The organism is Thermopolyspora sp. NPDC052614, from assembly GCF_040678635.1.
GTDB lineage: Bacteria > Actinomycetota > Actinomycetes > Streptosporangiales > Streptosporangiaceae > Thermopolyspora.
Map to the genome: position 1 here is coordinate 57,471 of NZ_JBFATZ010000006.1, position 16,988 is coordinate 74,458.

The 16,988-nt window shown below is 72.8% G+C and carries 17 protein-coding genes; 11 read left to right on the top strand and 6 right to left on the bottom strand.

Annotation, left to right across the window (positions count from 1 at the left end; genetic code table 11):
• Positions 1 to 74 precede the first annotated feature (74 nt).
• On the top strand, positions 75 to 932 hold the full coding sequence (locus AB0K60_RS14820; RefSeq protein WP_364053672.1) for a helix-turn-helix transcriptional regulator: 858 nt from the start codon (positions 75 to 77) through the stop codon (positions 930 to 932).
• Positions 933 to 1,554: 622 nt separating this feature from the next.
• The gene (locus tag AB0K60_RS14825) at positions 1,555 to 2,850 is read left to right on the top strand and encodes a glycosyltransferase family 4 protein (RefSeq protein ID WP_364053675.1); all 1,296 of its coding nucleotides are present in this window, start codon (positions 1,555 to 1,557) and stop codon (positions 2,848 to 2,850) included.
• Positions 2,851 to 2,902: 52 nt separating this feature from the next.
• Here the strand turns inward: AB0K60_RS14825 and AB0K60_RS14830 are convergent, their stop codons facing one another.
• Positions 2,903 to 3,817, bottom strand: a complete 915-nt coding sequence (locus tag AB0K60_RS14830; RefSeq protein ID WP_364053678.1) for a trypsin-like peptidase domain-containing protein — start codon at positions 3,815 to 3,817, stop codon at positions 2,903 to 2,905.
• Between the two features lie 140 nt (positions 3,818 to 3,957).
• Here AB0K60_RS14830 and AB0K60_RS14835 point away from each other — a divergent pair, with 140 nt between their 5' ends.
• The 7 genes from AB0K60_RS14835 (at position 3,958) to AB0K60_RS14865 (ending at position 9,365) form a co-directional block, all read left to right on the top strand.
• Entirely contained in the window at positions 3,958 to 4,905 is a 948-nt protein-coding gene (locus AB0K60_RS14835; RefSeq protein ID WP_364053681.1) for an ABC transporter ATP-binding protein, read from the top strand.
• Position 4,906: 1 nt separating this feature from the next.
• Positions 4,907 to 5,641, top strand: coding sequence for an ABC transporter permease (locus AB0K60_RS14840; RefSeq protein WP_364053684.1), 735 nt, complete (start codon positions 4,907 to 4,909; stop codon positions 5,639 to 5,641).
• A gap of 23 nt (positions 5,642 to 5,664) precedes the next feature.
• Complete coding sequence (locus AB0K60_RS14845; protein WP_364053687.1) at positions 5,665 to 7,356, top strand: histidine kinase; 1,692 nt, start codon at positions 5,665 to 5,667, stop codon at positions 7,354 to 7,356.
• Positions 7,353 to 7,958, top strand: a complete 606-nt coding sequence (locus tag AB0K60_RS14850; RefSeq protein WP_364053690.1) for a response regulator transcription factor — start codon at positions 7,353 to 7,355, stop codon at positions 7,956 to 7,958. Before AB0K60_RS14845 ends, AB0K60_RS14850 begins: the two co-directional genes overlap by 4 nt.
• 85 nt (positions 7,959 to 8,043) lie before the next feature.
• Complete coding sequence (locus AB0K60_RS14855; RefSeq protein ID WP_364053693.1) at positions 8,044 to 8,328, top strand: TrmH family RNA methyltransferase; 285 nt, start codon at positions 8,044 to 8,046, stop codon at positions 8,326 to 8,328.
• A 162-nt stretch (positions 8,329 to 8,490) separates the two neighbouring features.
• Positions 8,491 to 9,012, top strand: a complete 522-nt coding sequence (locus AB0K60_RS14860; RefSeq protein ID WP_364053696.1) for a CrcB family protein — start codon at positions 8,491 to 8,493, stop codon at positions 9,010 to 9,012.
• Positions 9,009 to 9,365, top strand: a complete 357-nt coding sequence (locus AB0K60_RS14865; protein WP_364053699.1) for a CrcB family protein — start codon at positions 9,009 to 9,011, stop codon at positions 9,363 to 9,365. Before AB0K60_RS14860 ends, AB0K60_RS14865 begins: the two co-directional genes overlap by 4 nt.
• A 35-nt stretch (positions 9,366 to 9,400) precedes the next feature.
• Here the strand turns inward: AB0K60_RS14865 and AB0K60_RS14870 are convergent, their stop codons facing one another.
• The 5 genes from AB0K60_RS14870 to AB0K60_RS14890 are packed head-to-tail and all read right to left on the bottom strand — an operon-like array spanning position 9,401 to position 14,417.
• A complete protein-coding gene (locus tag AB0K60_RS14870; protein ID WP_364053702.1) occupies positions 9,401 to 10,708 on the bottom strand; it encodes an MFS transporter in 1,308 nt (435 codons plus the stop codon).
• Entirely contained in the window at positions 10,705 to 12,600 is a 1,896-nt protein-coding gene (locus AB0K60_RS14875; protein WP_364053705.1) for a carbamoyltransferase C-terminal domain-containing protein, read from the bottom strand. Before AB0K60_RS14875 ends, AB0K60_RS14870 begins: the two co-directional genes overlap by 4 nt.
• Complete coding sequence (locus AB0K60_RS14880) at positions 12,597 to 13,325, bottom strand: hypothetical protein (RefSeq protein ID WP_364053708.1); 729 nt, start codon at positions 13,323 to 13,325, stop codon at positions 12,597 to 12,599. The genes AB0K60_RS14875 and AB0K60_RS14880 overlap by 4 nt, the downstream gene beginning before the upstream one ends.
• A gap of 5 nt (positions 13,326 to 13,330) precedes the next feature.
• On the bottom strand, positions 13,331 to 14,056 hold the full coding sequence (locus tag AB0K60_RS14885; protein ID WP_364053711.1) for a hypothetical protein: 726 nt from the start codon (positions 14,054 to 14,056) through the stop codon (positions 13,331 to 13,333).
• Between the two features lie 52 nt (positions 14,057 to 14,108).
• Positions 14,109 to 14,417 (bottom strand): hypothetical protein, encoded by a 309-nt coding sequence (locus AB0K60_RS14890; RefSeq protein WP_364053714.1) that lies wholly within the window; start codon positions 14,415 to 14,417, stop codon positions 14,109 to 14,111.
• 268 nt (positions 14,418 to 14,685) lie between these two features.
• Between AB0K60_RS14890 and AB0K60_RS14895 the strand changes: the two genes are divergently transcribed.
• Together AB0K60_RS14895 and AB0K60_RS14900 are read left to right on the top strand one after the other, a co-directional pair.
• Positions 14,686 to 15,213 (top strand): GNAT family N-acetyltransferase, encoded by a 528-nt coding sequence (locus AB0K60_RS14895; protein ID WP_364053717.1) that lies wholly within the window; start codon positions 14,686 to 14,688, stop codon positions 15,211 to 15,213.
• Positions 15,214 to 15,479: 266 nt separating this feature from the next.
• On the top strand, positions 15,480 to 16,709 hold the full coding sequence (locus AB0K60_RS14900; RefSeq protein WP_364053720.1) for an isochorismate synthase: 1,230 nt from the start codon (positions 15,480 to 15,482) through the stop codon (positions 16,707 to 16,709).
• Positions 16,710 to 16,988 lie beyond the last annotated feature (279 nt).

Consider the following 16,988-nt stretch of genomic DNA (forward strand, 5'->3'; position numbering starts at 1 on the left):
CGCGGCCCCGGGGACCCGGATACAGGCACAGGCGGTACCACGATGAGCGGCCGCGCGGCAGGCACACTTGGCGTATGGACAAGCACGAGCTCGGGGCGTTCCTCCGCAGCCGACGCGAGCGGCTCCGGCCGGAGGACGTCGGTCTCCCCTCGGGGCCGCGACGCCGGACGCCGGGTCTTCGCCGAGAGGAGGTGGCGGTCCTCGCGCACATCTCCACCGAGTACTACACCCGGCTTGAGCAGGGCAGGGCGCCGCGGCCCTCGGGCGAGGTCCTCGCCGGGATCGCGGGCGCGCTACGGCTCACGGACGCCGAGTCCCACCACCTCCACGTCCTGGCGGGCACCGCGCCGATCCATACCGGACTGCACCGGCGCGACGTGCGCCCGAGCATCCTCGCGCTCCTCGGCCGGCTCCCGCAGACGGCCGCTTTCGTGATATCCGCGGCGTTCGAGGTGCTCGCCTGGAACGATCTCGCGGTCGCCCTGATGGAGGACTTCGCCGCGCTCGACCCGCAGGACCGCAACCTCGCGCGTAAGGCGTTCCTCCGGCCTGCACGGTCCGAGGCGCCGCTGTACGGAATCTCCGACGCCGCCGACTTCCGGCACCACGTCGTCATGGAGCTCCGGTCCGCCCTCGCCCGGTACCCGTCGGATCCCGGGGTGACCGGTCTGGTCGAGGAACTGCGCGACGAGAGCCCCGAGTTCGCCCGGCTCTGGGAGCGGCACGACGTGGCGGCGGCCCCGACGCTCACGAAGACCTTCCGTCACCCGGCCGTCGGGGAGATCACCGTCGACTGCGACTCCCTCAAACTCACCGACCGCGACCAGCACCTGGTGATGTACACCGCGCCGCAGGGATCCCGCGACGCGGACGCCCTGGCCCTGCTGAGCATGCTGGGAACCGGGAGCGTCAACGCGGGCCAGCCGCTCTGACGCGGAGCCCGGCGCGGTGAATCTCGGCGGCTCGCGCGAGCCCGCCGCCCGGCGGCGCGTCCCTGCTCGACGCGAACGAGCCCGAGGGCCGCGCCTTCATCGAGTCGCAGATCGCGGGCGGCGCGCCGTGCCCGTTCCCGACCTGGGAGCGGCAGCGCATGCCCGGCGCGAGCGACGAGGACGTTAGGCGGAGTGCCGCCGCCAGGGCCACCCCGCGGCCGCAGGTATGATCACCCGGCCGCTGCGGCCGGCCGGGGCCGCCGCCCGGCTGCCCAAGGCGCCGGTGAGCTGCTCGTTCCCGTTCAATCAGATCAAGGCGCTGACCGATCAGGGGCACCCGCTGTTCGCCGCGCCGCCGGGCCGGAGTGGGAGTTGCCTGAGGTTCCGGCCGGACATTGGCCGATGTTTTCGCGCCGGAGCGAAACCGCGGCGGCACTTGCGACGTCTAGATGAGGTGAATGCGTAGAGATCACTATTCGGGAGACATCTCCACGTATCGGGGTGACTACACGCCAGGGTGGGAAGTTATGGATATCTCACTCTTGGCTAGGCATCATGCCGCCCGTACGAGGGATCAGAAGCGGACGGCGGGTGTCATAAGCGGAGAAGGGGGCTCCTGCGGGTGTTGAAACGGGGACGCACGGCCGTCGCGCGCGCCGCGCTGGCGCTGCTGCACTTTGTCAACCGGCGGCGCGGGCGGAACGCGCCGCCTCCGGACGACCGCACCGTGCGCCTGCTGCTGCTGCACGCGCACGGCATGGGCGGCACCATCCGGACGGTGATCAACCTCGCCGGGCACCTCGCCCGGGACCGCGACGTCGAGATCGTCAGCCTGGTCCGCGAGAGCGCCGCGCCGTTCTTCCCCATCCCGCCGGGCGTGCGGATGACGTTCCTCGACGACCGCCTGGCCCCCCGCGGCCGGATCGCCCGGATGCTGTCCCGCCGCCCCAGCCGGCTCATGCCGAAGCAGGAGAAGGCCTACCACCGCTTCACCCTCTGGAGCGACCTGCTGCTCATCCGCTACCTGCGCTCCCTGCGCTCGGGCGTGCTGATCACCACCCGCCCCGGCTTCAACCTCGCCGCCGCCCTCTTCGCGCCGCCCGGCGTGATCCTGATCGGCCAGGAGCACGTCACCCTGGACTCGCACGACCCTGAGCTGGTCAAGCTCATCAAACGCCGGTACGGCCGACTCGACGCCCTGGTCACGCTCACCCAGGCCGACCTGAGGCACTACCGCCGCGAGCTGAAGGCGGCCCCGCCGCACCGCCTGGTCCGCATCCCGAACGCGATCGCGCCGCTCGCCGGAGACGTCTCCCGGCTGGAGGAGAAGACCGTCGTCGCCATCGGCCGCATCGTCCGCGCCAAGGGCTTCGACCGGCTCGTCAAGGCGTGGCAGCGCGTCGCCGCCGCCCATCCGGACTGGACGCTGCGCATCTTCGGCGGCGGCACGCCGGAGAACGAGGCGAAGCTGCGCGCGAGGATCGCCGAGGCCGGCCTCGAAGGCAAGATCATCCTCATGGGCAGCACCCCCGAGGTCGGCGTCGAGCTGGCCAAGTCGTCGATCTACGTGGTCAGCTCGCGGTACGAGGGCTTCGGCATGACGATCCTGGAGGCGATGAGCAAGGGCGTGCCGGTGGTCAGCTTCGACTGCCCGCACGGCCCCCGCGAGATCATCACCCACGGCCACGACGGCCTGCTGGTACGCTCCACCAAGACCGCCGCCCTGGCCGGCGCGATCTGCCGTCTCATCGAGGACGAGCCGCTGCGCCGCGAACTCGGCCGCAACGGCCTGCGGACCGCGTCGGCGTACGACATGGGCGAGATCGGCCCGCAGTGGGACCGCCTTCTCGCCGAGCTGGTCGCCGCTCGTGACGGGGACCAGGTCTCGGCTCCGGTTCTCGTCGACTCCAGTGCCTGAATGGGCTGATCCCGTTCTGAGAAACAAAGGGACGCCCTTTACTTTGTAGATCTCAGACGGTGAGCGGGCCCAGTTCGACGGGTTCGGCGATCACATCGACGAGCGCGCCGTTGCGCAGGACGGTGATGTGCAGGGGGCGGCCGATCGCCTCGGCGAACATCAGCCGTTGCAGCGCCTGGGCGTCCACGACCGGCTTGCGGGCCGCCGTCAGGACCAGGTCCCCCGGCCGCAGCCCGGCCTTCGCCGCGGGCGACCCCTGCACCGCCTCCATCACCCGCAGCGCCCGCTCCTGGCCGTACCGCTCGCGGGCCTGCGGCGGCAGCGGGGCCGGGGTGGTCACCAGGCCGAGATAGGCACGCCGTACCCGGCCGTCGCGCATGAGGGCGGCGATGATCGAGCGGGTGGTGGAGTTGACCGGCACCGCGAGGCCGAGGCCCACGCCCGCCACCGCGGTGTTGATGCCGATCACCCGGCCCTCGGCGTCGGCGAGCGCGCCGCCGGAGTTGCCCGGGTTGAGCGCGGCGTCGGTCTGGATCACGTCCTCGATCAGGCGCACCGCGGAGCCGCTGCGCGCGGGCAGCGAGCGGCCAAGCGCGGACACCACGCCCGCGGTCACCGACCCGGCCAGCCCGAGCGGGTTGCCGACGGCGACGACGAGCTGGCCGACGACGAGCCCGTCGCTGTCGCCGAGCCGCACCGGTTCGGGCGTGGGCCCGTCGGCCCGGAGCACCGCCAGGTCGGACAGCGGGTCGGAGCCCACGACGGCGAACTCGGACGAGGTGCCGTCGGAGAACGCCAGCGAGCCGGATCGGGCCCGGCCGACCACGTGCGCGTTGGTGAGCAGGAAGCCGTCGCCGGTGAAGACCACCGCCGACCCGCTCCCCTGACGAACCCTGACGGCGGCCACCTTCGGCGTGAGCTCGGCGGCCACGGAGGAGACGACCCGGGAGTACGCGTCCAGCGCCATGGAGACCTCCACGAATGTGCTTACAGCATTACATGTAAGGCCATTGGTGCGTAATCTCTTCCCGGCAGGACATTTGTCATGGTCGGCCGGGTATCGGCGTTCCTACCGGCGATGTGGGGCTCGTCCGTAGCGTTCCGGTCATGACTGATACCGAAGTGCGCGACCGCGGCGGGCAGGCGGGGACCGAGCCGGCGACCGGCGCGGCGCTGGCCCTGCACCGGCTAAGCAAGAGCTACGGAGCCGTGCGGGCCGTGGACGGGCTCGATCTCACCGTGCCGCGCGGGCAGACCGTCGCCCTGCTCGGGCCGAACGGCGCGGGCAAATCCACCACGATCGGCATGCTCCTCGGTCTGATCGCGCCCGACTCCGGCCATGCCGAGGTGTTCGGCATGCCGCCCGAGCGGGCCGTACGGCGGGGCCTGCTCGGCGCGATGCCGCAGGAGGGCGGCCTGGTCTCCCGGGTCACCGTACGCGAGCTGCTGCGGTTCGTCGCCGGTACCTACGCCGGCACGCACGCGGCGCCGCTCCCGCCGGAGGAGGTGCTCGCCACCGCCCGCCTCGCGGACATCGCCGACCGCTGGGTGGACCGGCTGTCGGGCGGCCAGGCCCAGCGGGTGCGCTTCGCCGTGGCCCTCGCCGGGAATCCCCGCCTGCTGGTGCTGGACGAGCCCACCGCCGCGCTCGACGTCGAGTCCCGCAGGGAGTTCTGGGAGAACATGCGCCGGTACGCGGAGCGCGGCACCACGATCCTGTTCTCCACCCACTATCTGGAGGAGGCCGACGAGCACGCCGACCGGGTGGTGGTGGTGAGCCGGGGCCGGGTGGTCGCCGACGGCACCAGCCGGGAGATCAAACGGGTCGTCGCCCTCACCACGGTGAGCGTGACCGTCGACGGGGAGACCTCGTGGCTGGGGCGGCTGCCCGGGGTGACGGCCGTGGAGGTCCGGGGGGATCGGGCGCGGCTGCGCAGCTCGGACTCCGACGCGACGGTGCTGGCGCTGGCGCGGGCGGGAGCCGTACGGGATCTGGAGGTCGCGCCGGCCGCGCTGGAGGACGCCTTTCTCGCCCTCACCACCGAGGAGAAGTGACATGCTGGGATATATCGGTCTTGAGGTGGCGCGGATGCGGCGGGACGTCACCTTCGTCGTGTTCGGGGTCGCGATGCCCGTCGCGATGTACCTGATCTTCACCAACGCCGGGATCGCCCCGGGCGACGAGAAGGCCGCCGCGCTCTACGCGATGGTCGGCATCGCCGCGTACGGGGGCATGGGCGCGGCGTTCAACAACGGCTCCGGGCTGGCCGAGGATCGGGCGGCCGGGTGGCTGCGGCAGTTGCGGCTCACCCCGCTGCCCCCGTACGCGGTCGTGGCGGGAAAGACCGTCACCGGCATGATGATCGTCGTGCCGGCGATCGTGGCCGTGCTCACCGCCGGGGCCCTGCTGAACGGGGTCCGGCTGGATCCGGGCCAGTGGGCCGCGATCGTGGCGCTGCTGTGGGCGGGCACCGTGCCGTTCTCCCTGCTCGGGCTGGGCAACGGCTACCTGCTGTCGGGGCAGGCGGCCGGGCTGGTGAACTTCGCGTGCACCATCGTGCTCGCCGTGACCGGCGGGCTGTGGATCCCCTCCAGCGTCTTCCCCGACTGGCTGCGGGCGATATCCGAGTGGACGCCCACCGCCAACTACGCCTCCCTGTCGTGGCGGATCGCCGCCGGAGAGGCGCCGACGCCCGGCTCGGTGGCGATCCTGCTCGGGTGGACGGCGCTGTTCGGGGCGTACGCGGCCTTCGCCTACCGGCGCGCGGGCCGTACGGCGAGGTCGGCGTGAGCGGGTCGGCGTAGGTTGTATCCATGACCACGGACGACTGCATACGCCCGTTTCCCCCTGCGGACCGGATGCAAGGCCCCGACGCCAGGGGCTTCTATCCGTGGCTGGCCCTGCTCGGCTTCCCCCTGTGGGAGGCGATCGGCGACGGCGTGCCCGGACCTCTCTGGGCGGCGGTCGCGGGCCTGGTCGCGGCGGGAGCGCTGTACGCGGTCACGGTACGACGCGCCTTCGCCGTGCCCCGCCGCCCCGCCGGGCCGGCGTTCCCCGCCCTCGCCGCGCTGTCCACGCTGCTCGCCGCCGTCTACGGGTGGTACTCGCTCTTCATCCTGACCGCGATCGCGGCCGGGATCGCGCTGCGGCGGTTCGGACCCTACGTCGGCGCGGGACTGGCCGCGGTGGCGGTCGCCGTGGAGTTCGTCAGGCTGCCGCCGGGCGAGGACGCGGCCGGGGCGCTGTCGCTGGCCTGGGGCGTCTTCACCTCCGCGCTGGTGCCATGGATCATCCTGCGGCTGTTCACGGTGATCGCCCAATTGCGGCGCACCCGGGAGGAGCTGGCCCTGGCTGCGGTCGAACGGGAGCGGCTGCGCTTCTCCCGCGACCTGCACGACCTGCTCGGGCACACCCTCTCGGTGATGGTCGTCAAAGCCGAGCTCATCCGGCGGCTGGCCCCGCGCGACGCCGAGGCCGCGGCACGGCAGGCCGCCGACGTCGAGAACATCGGGCGGCAGGCGCTGGCCGAGGTGCGGGCCGCGGTCACCGGCTACCGGGGGCGCGGGCTCGCCGCCGAACTGGACGCCGCCCGGATCGCCCTCGCCGACGCCGGGATCAGCGCGACGATCCGCACGGTCCCGCTCGACCTGCCGCCGGAGACGGACGCCCTGCTGGGCTGGGCCGTACGGGAGGGGGCGACCAACGTGCTGCGCCACAGCGGGGCCGCGACGTGCGCGATCACGCTGGAGCGCGAGAACGGGCGCCAGGATGGGCGCGAGGATGGGGAAGTGGATAGGGAAATCGTGCTGTGCGTCGAGGACGACGGGCACGGCGCGACAACCCAGGCCACCGGGTCACCTGGTACGCGACGCGGCGACGCGCTCATCGGCCTGCGGCGGCGAATCACCGCCGACGCACGACGCGGCCACAAACTCACCGGGCCGCCGGAACGGCTCACCGCCGCCGAATCGCCCGGGAACGGTGACACCCCACCGCAGGAGCAGACGCCCGCCCCCGAATCACCCGGCGGGCGGCACGGAAACGGGCTCACCGGGCTGCAGGAGCGGGTGGCCGCCGCCGGTGGCCACCTCACCGCCGGTCCTCGACCTGGCGGCGGCTTCCGGCTGAGCATCCGGGTGCCGCTCACGCGCACATCGCGAACACACCCCGACGATCCGGTGCCAAGCGCCGCCGACGGCGTCGATCGGATCGTCGCGCGGCACGGCGCGGGCCTCCCGAACCCCGGTGGAAGCGGCCCGGCGGGCCAGTTCGCCGACAGCGGTGACGGCGGGACCACGCGGGGCGTGCCGCACGACGCAGAGATCTCGCGCACTGGTCGAGACGACCCGAAGCCGACGCGGATCGACGACGGGCCCGCACGGGGCGTGCCGCACGACGCGGAGATCTCGCGCACCGGTCGAGACGACCTGGAGCCGACGCGGATCGACGGCGGGCCCGCGCGGGCGGCGGCCGGTCCCGCCGCGGACACCCGGGGTGGCGCATGATCAGGGTGCTGCTGGCCGAGGATCAGGGCATGATGCGCGGTGCGCTCGCCCTGCTTCTCGGGCTTGAGGAGGACATCGAGGTGGTGGCACAAGTCGCCTCGGGGGACGAGGTGGTCGCGACCGCGCTGGAGACCCGGCCGGACGTGGCGCTGCTCGACATCGAGATGCCCGGCCGCAGCGGGCTCGACGCCGCCGCCGAGCTGCGCGAGCGCCTCCCCTCGTGCCGCGTCCTGATGCTGACCACGTTCGGCCGGCCCGGCTACCTGCGGCGGGCGATGGAATCCGGGGCCCGCGGCTTCCTGGTCAAGGACGGGCCGGTGGAGGAGCTGGTCGCGGCGATCCGCCGGATCCTCGCCGGGGAGCGCGTCATCGACCCCGCCCTGGCCGCCGCCGCGCTGAGCGCCGGTCCCAGCCCGCTCACCGACCGCGAACGCGACGTGCTGTCCGCCGCCTCCGACGGCGCCACGATCGCCGACATCGCCGCCCGGCTCCACCTGTCGGAGAGCACCGTACGCAACTATCTGTCCGCCGCCATCGGCAAGACGGGCACCCGGAACCGCATCGAGGCCGCCCGCACGGCCCGCCACAACGGCTGGCTCTGACCACCGCGACTCCGGTGATCGGATCAGCCGATCCTGGTGACGTGTTCTCCGCACCAGGGAGTGGCGCTGACCGAGGTGACCGTGCGTGCACTGGGTACGCGACCGGGATGCCTGGCTGGAGCGGCAGCGTGCGGACGGCCGGCTGATCCTGGGCGTGGAACTGGCCGAGAACGCGATCCGGCTGGCCGATCTGCCCATGGCCCGCCGCCCCACGGTCGTGCTGCTCGGCCATGAGCGCGACGGCATCCCGCCCGAGGCGCTCGACCACCTCGACGCGGTGGTCGAGATCCCGATGATCGGCACGGGGGCCAGCCTCAACGTCGCGGTCGCCGGTTCCCTGGTGCTCTACAAACTGGCCGGGTTCGCCTGACCCGCCGTCCCCCGGCGGGACCCGGTATCGTGGTGCCGACCCGGAGGGTCACGGCGGTGGGGCTCGCCGTCCTCGGCACGAGGAGAACCACGCGCGGTCGCCGGAGCGCGCGCGTCAACGGTCCCTGCCAGTCCTGGTCAACCTCGCTGGTGGGGGTGCGTGATGTCGGAGAGCGCCGCCGTGCGCCGGGAGGACGCCGCCCCCGGCGTTCCGGTCCGGGCGGACGGGCGGAGCCGGGGCGTGGGGATGGACGTGCTCGCGGCCGTGTCCCTCGGCGGGGCCGTCGGAGCGATGAGCCGGTACGTGGTCACCCTGGCGTTCCCGGTCGCGCCCGGCGGATTCCCGTGGGCTGTTTTCGTAATCAACGTCGGCGGATGCCTGCTCATCGGCGTGCTGATGGCGCTCGTCGGCGAGGGGCGGCCGGCGCATCGGCTGATCCGGCCGTTTCTCGGGGTGGGCGTGCTCGGCGGGTTCACCACGTTCTCGGCGTACGTGCTCGACGTTCAGGCGGCGCTCGCGGCCGGAAGGCCCGCGACCGCTGTCGCCTACCTCGGCGGAACGCTCGTCGCGGCGCTGGTCGCCGTGGCCGTCGCCGCACGGCTGACCAGGCGCGCCCTCGGGAGGCGGGACGTGAGCGGCCGGACGCGGCGCGCGGCCGGGAATCGGCGACGGGGGGCGGCGTGACCATCCTGCTCGTCGGCCTCGGGGCGGCCATCGGGGCCCCGGTCCGCTACCTGGTGGATCGAGCCGTGCGGGAACGCGTCGGGTCGGCGTTCCCGTGGGGCACGTTCGCCGTCAACGTGGCCGGGTCGTTCCTGCTGGGTCTGCTGGCGGGGCTTCCCGCCGGGCCGGGCGCGATGGCGCTGGCCGGGAGCGGCTTCTGCGGCGCGCTGACCACCTACTCGACCTTCGGCTACGAGACGCTGCGGCTGATCGAAACGGGGGCCCGCCCGCACGCGCTGCTCAACGCGGCCGGAAGCGTCGCATCGGGACTCTGCGCGGCCTACGGCGGCCTGGCACTCGCTTATGCCCTTTGACGGCGCCGCGGCCCGGGTGGGGCGGGTGGGAGGCGTCAGGTCGTGTGGCGGACGTGGCGCGACAGGACGAGCGCCCCGGGCAGGAGCAACGCCAGGCCGGTCGTGAGCACCAGCGCCGCCGGGTCGGCCACCAGGCCGGCGACTCCGCCCACGGCGAACCCCGCGGGGACGGCCGTCAGGTTGACGGCGCGGAACGCGGCCGAGGCGATCGGCCGCTCCCCGTCGGTGATCGCCCGGGCGCGGAACGCCTGGATGCGCACGAGCACCACGCCCGAGCAGAACTCGTCGAGCGCGAACCCGGCGAGCACCAGCGCCAGGCCCGGCGCGCCGCCGACGTAGACGCCGGCGCCCAGCACGGCGTAGGAGCAGACCGCGCCGCACCCGAACACCGCCGTGCCCAGGCCGCGGCGCAGCGGGGCGGGCAGCCGTTCGGCGAGGAAGGCGCCGAGGATCGTGAAGACGACCGAGCAGGTCCTGATCACGCCGAAGGACGCCGCCGTCACGGGGGTCTGCTGGACCAGCGCGATGAGCAGGACGGCCTCGATGAGGCACTGGCCGAAGTTGTAGGACACCGACCAGATCGTGAGGATCCGCAGCGGCGGCGTGCGGAGGTTGATCCACAGCCCTTGCCGTAGCGTGCGTGCGCGGCGGCCGCCCGCCGCGGCCTCCGAAGACCCGGAAGACCCGGAAGGAACGCCGGGTTCGGCGGGGTCGGCGGGTCCGGGCGGTTCGGCGGGCACGCGGATCCGGGGGATGCCCATCAGCAGGGCGCAGGCGCACGCCGCCAGGGCCGCGGCGCCCCCGAAGGTGGCGGAGACGCCGAACGCCCCGAGGCTCACGCCGGTGAGGAACGGGGCGGCGGCGTCGGCCGCGGACTCGGCGATGCCGAGCCTGGCGTACACGCGCGGCATCTCGCCGCCGGAGAAGAGGGCGGGCACCAGCACCTGGGTGGACACGGCCGTCAGGACGGATCCGCACGCCAGGCAGATGTTCGCCGCCGCGAAGACGCCCAGCCCCACGGCCGGGGCGAGCAGGAGCGCGAACGCCGACAGGGCGAAGGCCGCCACGCGCAGAGCCTCCGAGGCGAGCATCACCGTCCGCTGGTCGTACCGCTCGACGATCCGCGCCGCGGCCCGCGCCAGCAGCACCTGGGGCGCGAACCGGCAGATCCCCAGCGTGGCGATGATCAGCGAGTCGGCGCCCAGCGTCGCCACCGCGATGTACGGCACGGAGAACTCGACCACGGCGATCGCGAAGAAGGACAGGAAGTTGGCGACGGGCAGTGCGGTCGCCGGGCCGCGCCCCGCCCGGACCGCCCGTGCCGTCAGGGTCGGTTCGGTCACCGGGTTCCGTCCTCGACGAGCAGGCCAGCGTCCAGGCAGTCCAGGACGGCCCGGGAGCCGCCGTCGGTGAGCGCCCGGCCGTCGGCGCACAGGTCGAGGAAGAGCCGCCGGTCCACCTGCCGGGAGGCGTCGGCGTGGCTGAGCAGGTAGCGGGTGTCCTCGCCGGCCCCGAACATCGCCATCACCACGTGCCGGGGGCGGCGGACCGTGATCCGGGCGGGCGTGGGGGTGGCGAACAGCGTCTCGTCGGTGAGCAGATGATCCACCACCGGATGCCGGACGAACTCCAGCGCGTCGTCGGCGGAGTCGATGATGGGCTGGCCGGGCCCGTTGAACGAGGTGTTGATGAGGACCGGCGGCAGGCCGAGCTTGGCGATCCGGCCGAGCAGGTCGTGCACGGCCGGCGCCTCGTCCGCGCCGACCGTCTGCACCCGGGCGGTGCCGTCGGCGTGCACGGCCTCGGCGAGCAGTTCCCGGTACTCGGGCCTGACGGTGAAGTTGAAGTTCATGAACGGTGACCGGGCCGGCCCGGTGAAGTATCGGTGCACGTCCTCCTCGCGCACCATCGGGGCGACCGGGCGCCAGCCTTGGCGCCGTTTGAGGCGGTTGAGCTTCGCCCGGGCGTCGGAGCAGGTGACCGGGTGGCACAGCAGCGATCTGTTGCCGAGGGCGCGCGGGCCGAACTCGGCCCGGCCGGCGTAACGGGCCACGATCGCGCCTTCGGCGAGGACCTCGGCGGCGCGGGCGGCCGGATCGGTGGCCGGGCCGGTGGGCGTGTAGCCGTACCGCCCCGCCTGCTCGGGCGTGATCGGTTCGGCGGGGCGGCCGAGGAAGTCGCAGCGTAACCGCGGCGGGGTGGCCGGGCGCGGGCGGGTGCGGGCCCAGCCGAGGAAGGCGGCGCCCACCGAGATGCCGGCGTCGTGCGGACAGGACGGCACGTACAGGTCGCGGACCGCGGGCAGCGCGGCGATCGCGCTGTTGGCGGCCAGGTTGAGGAAGACCCCTCCCGCGCAGCACAGGTCGGGGTGCCCGGCGAGCTCGACCGCGCGTGCGGCGTGGTAGGTGAGCAGGCGGGTGAACGCCTCCTGCACGGCGGCGGCGACATCCGCGCTGTCGGCCGGGTCGGGGCCGGCCGACAGCAGCCGCTGCCAGCCGTTCTTCAGCCGGGGCGGGCTGTCGGCGGTGACGATGTCGCCGGCCACGAGCTTGGCCGGGCGGGCGGAGGGGATGCCCGCCAGGGCCATGAGCTGCCCGTGGGCGTGCTCGGTGCGGAACAGGAACCGCGCCACGTTGTCGTAGAGGCCGGCCTCGCTCTGCACGAAGACGTCCGGCTGGTTGTGCGGCCGGCTGAACGCGCGGTCGAGCAGTTCCAGGCGTCCGCCGTCGAAGCGGTAGACCGACCGCATCTCGGTGAACAGCTCCGCCTGCGGCGCATCGGCGCTGTAGTCGGCGTAGAACCGGCTGAACGGCACGTGGAAGTCGCGCCCGTCGCGCGATGTGGTGCCCGCCAGGTCCGACACCAGGACGGTCGCGGTCGTGAAGCCGGAGGTGTAGGCGGCGCTGGCGGCGTGGGCGAGGTGGTGGGAGACGACGAAGTGCCGCGGGTCGAACGGGTCGAAGGCGTCGAAGTCGGCCGAGACGAGCGGCCGGTGCAGTCCCACGGCCGAGGGGCCGGCCGCCTGGAACGAGCTGACGATGACGTCGACGTCGTCGATGGCCGCCCCGGCCGCCGCCAGCGTCTCGTGGATCGGCAGCCGGGCCGACAGGCACTCCTGCCCGTCGTATTTGCGGCGGGTGACGCGTTCTTGCTGGATGGCGGCGACCAGCCGGCCGTCTCGCACGACGGCGCAGGAGGATTCGTGCCCGCAGTGGATGCCCAGGACGATGCTCACCGCCGGTAGTTCTCCAGCGGGGCGCCCTCCGGCATGAAGCCGAAGGTCAGGATCGTGACGCGCTCGTTCTCGGCGATCGGTGTGCGGCTGTGCGCCTGCGTGCCCGCCAGGAAGATCACCACTTCGCCGGGGGTGAGCTGGAGCCGCTGGTCGGTGCCGTCGGGGAAGTGCATGTAGAGCGCCGAGGGGCTGGGGTCGCCGGGCGGGTGGTCGTGCACGAGCATCATCAGCACGTTGAGCGAGAAGATGTCGGTGTCGATGTGGGGGATGATGCCCTGGCCGGGGTCCCGGTAGAACAGGTAGCTGGCGACGCCGGTCGCGACCGCCTTGGGCACGACGCCGGCGACCAGTTCGGCGAGTTCGCGGCTGGTCGCGAGCCGGTCGGCGACCGGGCCGCCGCAGCCCAGGTAGTGCTCGTCGAACGGTACGGCGGTCCGCCCGACCTGCTCGGCCTCGTCGATCAGGACGCCGAGCAGGTCGTCGGTGAGGAACGCCGGCCGGCCCCGGTACTGGACGCCGCGCGGATCGGGCACGTCGTAGGGGCACAGGAGCTCCAGGGCCTCGGACACCGCCGTGCGGCCGGCCTCGGAGCCGGCCTGCTTGTCGGGGACGAGCCGTCCGGCCGACAGGCCGAGGATGAGCTTCAGGTTCGCCTGCTCGGCCGGGCTCAGGCTCTGGTGCAGGGCGGCGAGGCGCCGCCCCATGGCCGATGCGATGGTGGACATGTCGGTCATGGGGTGCTCCCGATGCTTCCGATCGTGCGATAGCCGAAGGAAACCAGCCGGATCGTCTCGCCCTCGACGGTCCGGGTGCGCTCGTGGGTGACGCTGTCGGCGAAGAAGATCAGCGACTCTCCCGGTTCGAGCTGCACGTGCACGGCGTCCTGTTCGGGAGGATGGAGGATCAGCCGTGAGTGACGGCGTGCCGGCCGGTGCTCGAGCATGGTGAGCACGTTGAGGGAGAACTCGTCCTTGTCGACGTGCGGGTCGATGCCCAGGCCCGGCTGGTCGTAGTAGAGGTAGTTCGCCTTATAGGTGGGCAGCACCGGGCCGACCCGGGCCGTCAGGAAGTCGCTGATCGACTGCGACAGCGCGAGTTCGCGGGCGACCGGTGCGCCCGAGGCCACGTAATGGTCGTGGAAACGCGCGGCCCGGGCCCGGTAGGCGAGGGACTCGCGGTCGAGCACGGCGAGGTCCGCCGTGGAGAAGAAGGGGGCGCGGCCGCGGAAGACCACGCCGGTGTCGAATGCGGGCCGCAGCTCGCCGTGCAGCCGGGGCAGCGCCCGCTGGGCGGTGGTCAGCGCGGCGCGGTGCAACGATTCGGAGTCGGGCCGGGCATGGCCGCTGAGAAGACCTCCGGCGGCCATGCTCAGCAGGAATTTGAGATTCTCCCGTTCCGCGGCGGTGAGCTCCGAGGACAGCCGGGCCAGCCGATCCACCAACGTCGTCGTCTCCACCGCGGAATCTCCTCTCATTCCCGTTTTGTTTTCCAGGTCCCCCGCCGGGGCGCTACTCGGTGAAGCCCAGGGTCTCGGGCAGGGCCAGGAGCTGCCTGCGGACCTCGGGGGTGGCGGCGGCGGAGATCGGCTTGGCGTACAGGTACTCGGCCGCGGTGTTGATGTCCTGCAACTCCTTCAGGTGCAGGCTCGCCGAGGTCACGATGCTGCTGAGCACCGCGCGCTCGTCCTGGGTGAGGCCGGCGGCGAGCTCGCCGAGCTTCGCCGTCAGCGTCGGGAGCGCGGCCTCCAGCGCGGCGGCGTCGAGTTCGGCGTCGAGCCGCGGGTCGGGTACGGCGGCCGGTTCGGCGCTGATCGTCATGTGCGGGACTCCGTTCTCCGGGCGGCGCGCCCGGATTCGTGAATTTGACGGACGAGCTCGAACTTAACAATCCAACAAAGGCCCGCACAAGATTTTCCTGCGAAAATCATGCTCCGCATCCGATAACCCCTTTCGAAAGGATTGATTTATCCTTCGATAGGGCGATGGAAAATGAAATGGGGATTTTATTCATTTTTTTGGTGACATCATCTTCGTCGTGGTCGGGCGCCGCCGACGACGGCGACACCCCCGCCGGTACAATCCGCCGGTGCCCGACACGACCTGGCCGGCCGCCGAACCCATCGCCACCGCGCGCCTTCGCCTGGAGCCGCTGCGCGCCGACCACGCGCCCGAGTCCTTCGTGGTGCTCAACGATCAGCGGCTGCACACCTGGACGGGGGGATCCCCGCGCTCGCTCGACCAGCTCCGCGCCCAATACCGGCTCCAGGCCGCCGGATGCTCCCCCGACGGCAGCCGCGGCTGGCTGAACTGGATGCTGCGCCGTACCGCCGACGCCCGCATCATCGGCACGGTCCAGGCCACGCTCTGGCGCCCGGATCCTCGGCGCCTCGAGGCCGAGCTCGCCTGGGTGGTCGGCACGGGCCAGCAGGGCAACGGCTACGGGCGGGAGGCCGCCTTGGCCATGGCCCGGTGGCTGCGCGCCCGGGGCGTCTGCCGCCTCACCGCGTACATCCACCCGGCGCACCACGCCTCGGCCGCGATCGCCCGCGCGCTCGGCCTGGCGCCCACCGGCACGGTCCACGACGGCGAGATCCTGTGGAGCGATCCCCCCTGAGCCGGGCCACGGGCGCGCCCGGGGACGCAGGCCCGGCGTGACCCGAACGCCATGCCGACGTCGCCGATGTCGCGCATATCACACTTGCGGCGGACGGTCCGCCACCGCCCAGACGGCATCGCGCGCATACCCGTCGCCCATGAGGGAATGTGCTCTTACCGCTGCTTAGTGGTATCTCACGCCCGTAACCCGAACCGCCCAAAGGCCCGCATACACGGGCATCCCCGGTGTCGAACACGTTCAGATCGCTGAATAGAGTGTGTCAGGTGACTGTCGCGCTCGGACTGACCCGTCCGTTACTCGTACGCACCGTCCCGGTCGCGGACCCCGGAGATCTCGTCGCGCGACTGCCGAAGGCTCCGCCGTTCGCCTGGATCCGGCACGGTGAGGGACTGGTCGGCTGGGGCGAGGCGGCGCGCCTCGACGTGCCGCCGGGTCCGGGCGGGTTCGCCTGGGCGAGCGACAGGCTGTCGGCCCTCTTCGGCGAGGCCCGCATCGAGGACGACCTGCGCGTTCCCGGCTCCGGGCCGGTCGCGTTCGGCTCGTTCGCCTTCGACCGGGATCGGCCGGGATCGGTGCTGGTCATCCCCCGGGTCGTGCTCGCCAAGCGGGACGGCCACGCCTGGCTGACCACGATCGGCGAGGCGCATCTGACCACGGCGTCCGCACCGGCCGAGCCCGGCAGGATCCGGTACGGCGACGGCACGCTGACCGCCGTCGAATGGGAGCGGCGGGTCGCACGCGCCGTACGGACGATCAGGTCCGGCCGCCTGGAGAAGGCCGTGCTCGCCCGCGACCTGACGGCGCGGGCGGACCGCGAGATCGACGTCCGCGTGCTGCTGGACCGGCTGGCCCGGCGCTACCCCGACTGCTACACCTTCTCCTGCGACGGCCTGGTCGGCTCCACCCCCGAGCTGCTGGTCCGGCACACCGGGCGGCGGATCGAGTCGCTCGTCCTGGCCGGGACCACCCAGCGCGGCCTCGACGCGGCCGACGACGCGGCACGCGGCGCGGCCCTGTACGCCTCGCGCAAGGACCGCTACGAGCACGCCTGCGCCGTGGCCTCGGTGCGCGAGGCGCTCGCCCCGCTGTGCTCGTCCCTGCGGGTGCCCGACACGCCCGAGCTGCTGGTGCTGCCGAACGTCCAGCATCTGGCGAGCCCCGTCACCGGCCGGCTGTCCGACGGCGCGTCCGTGCTGGACGTGGTGGCGGCGATGCACCCGACCGCCGCGGTGGGCGGCACCCCGACCGGCACCGCGCTTGAGCTGATCCGCGAGATCGAGGGCATGGACCGGGGCCGGTACGCCGGTCCGGTGGGCTGGATCGACTCCCGCGGCGACGGCGAGTGGGGCATCGCCCTACGCTGCGCCCAGGTGTCCGGCGACAGCGCCCGCCTGTTCGCCGGCTGCGGCATCATGGGCGACTCCGACCCGGCCGCGGAGCTCGCCGAGGCCCAGGCCAAGTTCCGCGTCATGCAGTACGCCCTGGAGGGCTGACCCGGCCGCGTGTGCCATCCTCGCGCCCGGCTGTGTGCCACTGCCGGGGTTGGTCGGTCGGTGATTTGGGTTTTGTTGCGGCGTAATGTCGGATGCGCCTTTACAAAGTAGATCTCGATCCGGTGAGACCGGCGGCCCACCGTGCGGCGGTTGTGGTGATTCTCGTCGAGGGCGGCCTTCGGTACCGCAGGTCCGGCAGGCGGCCGGGACCGGCGGAAAGATCGCGGCGGATCGACCGGGATCGCGATTTGAGACTTCGACTCCCACGACCAGGAGAAT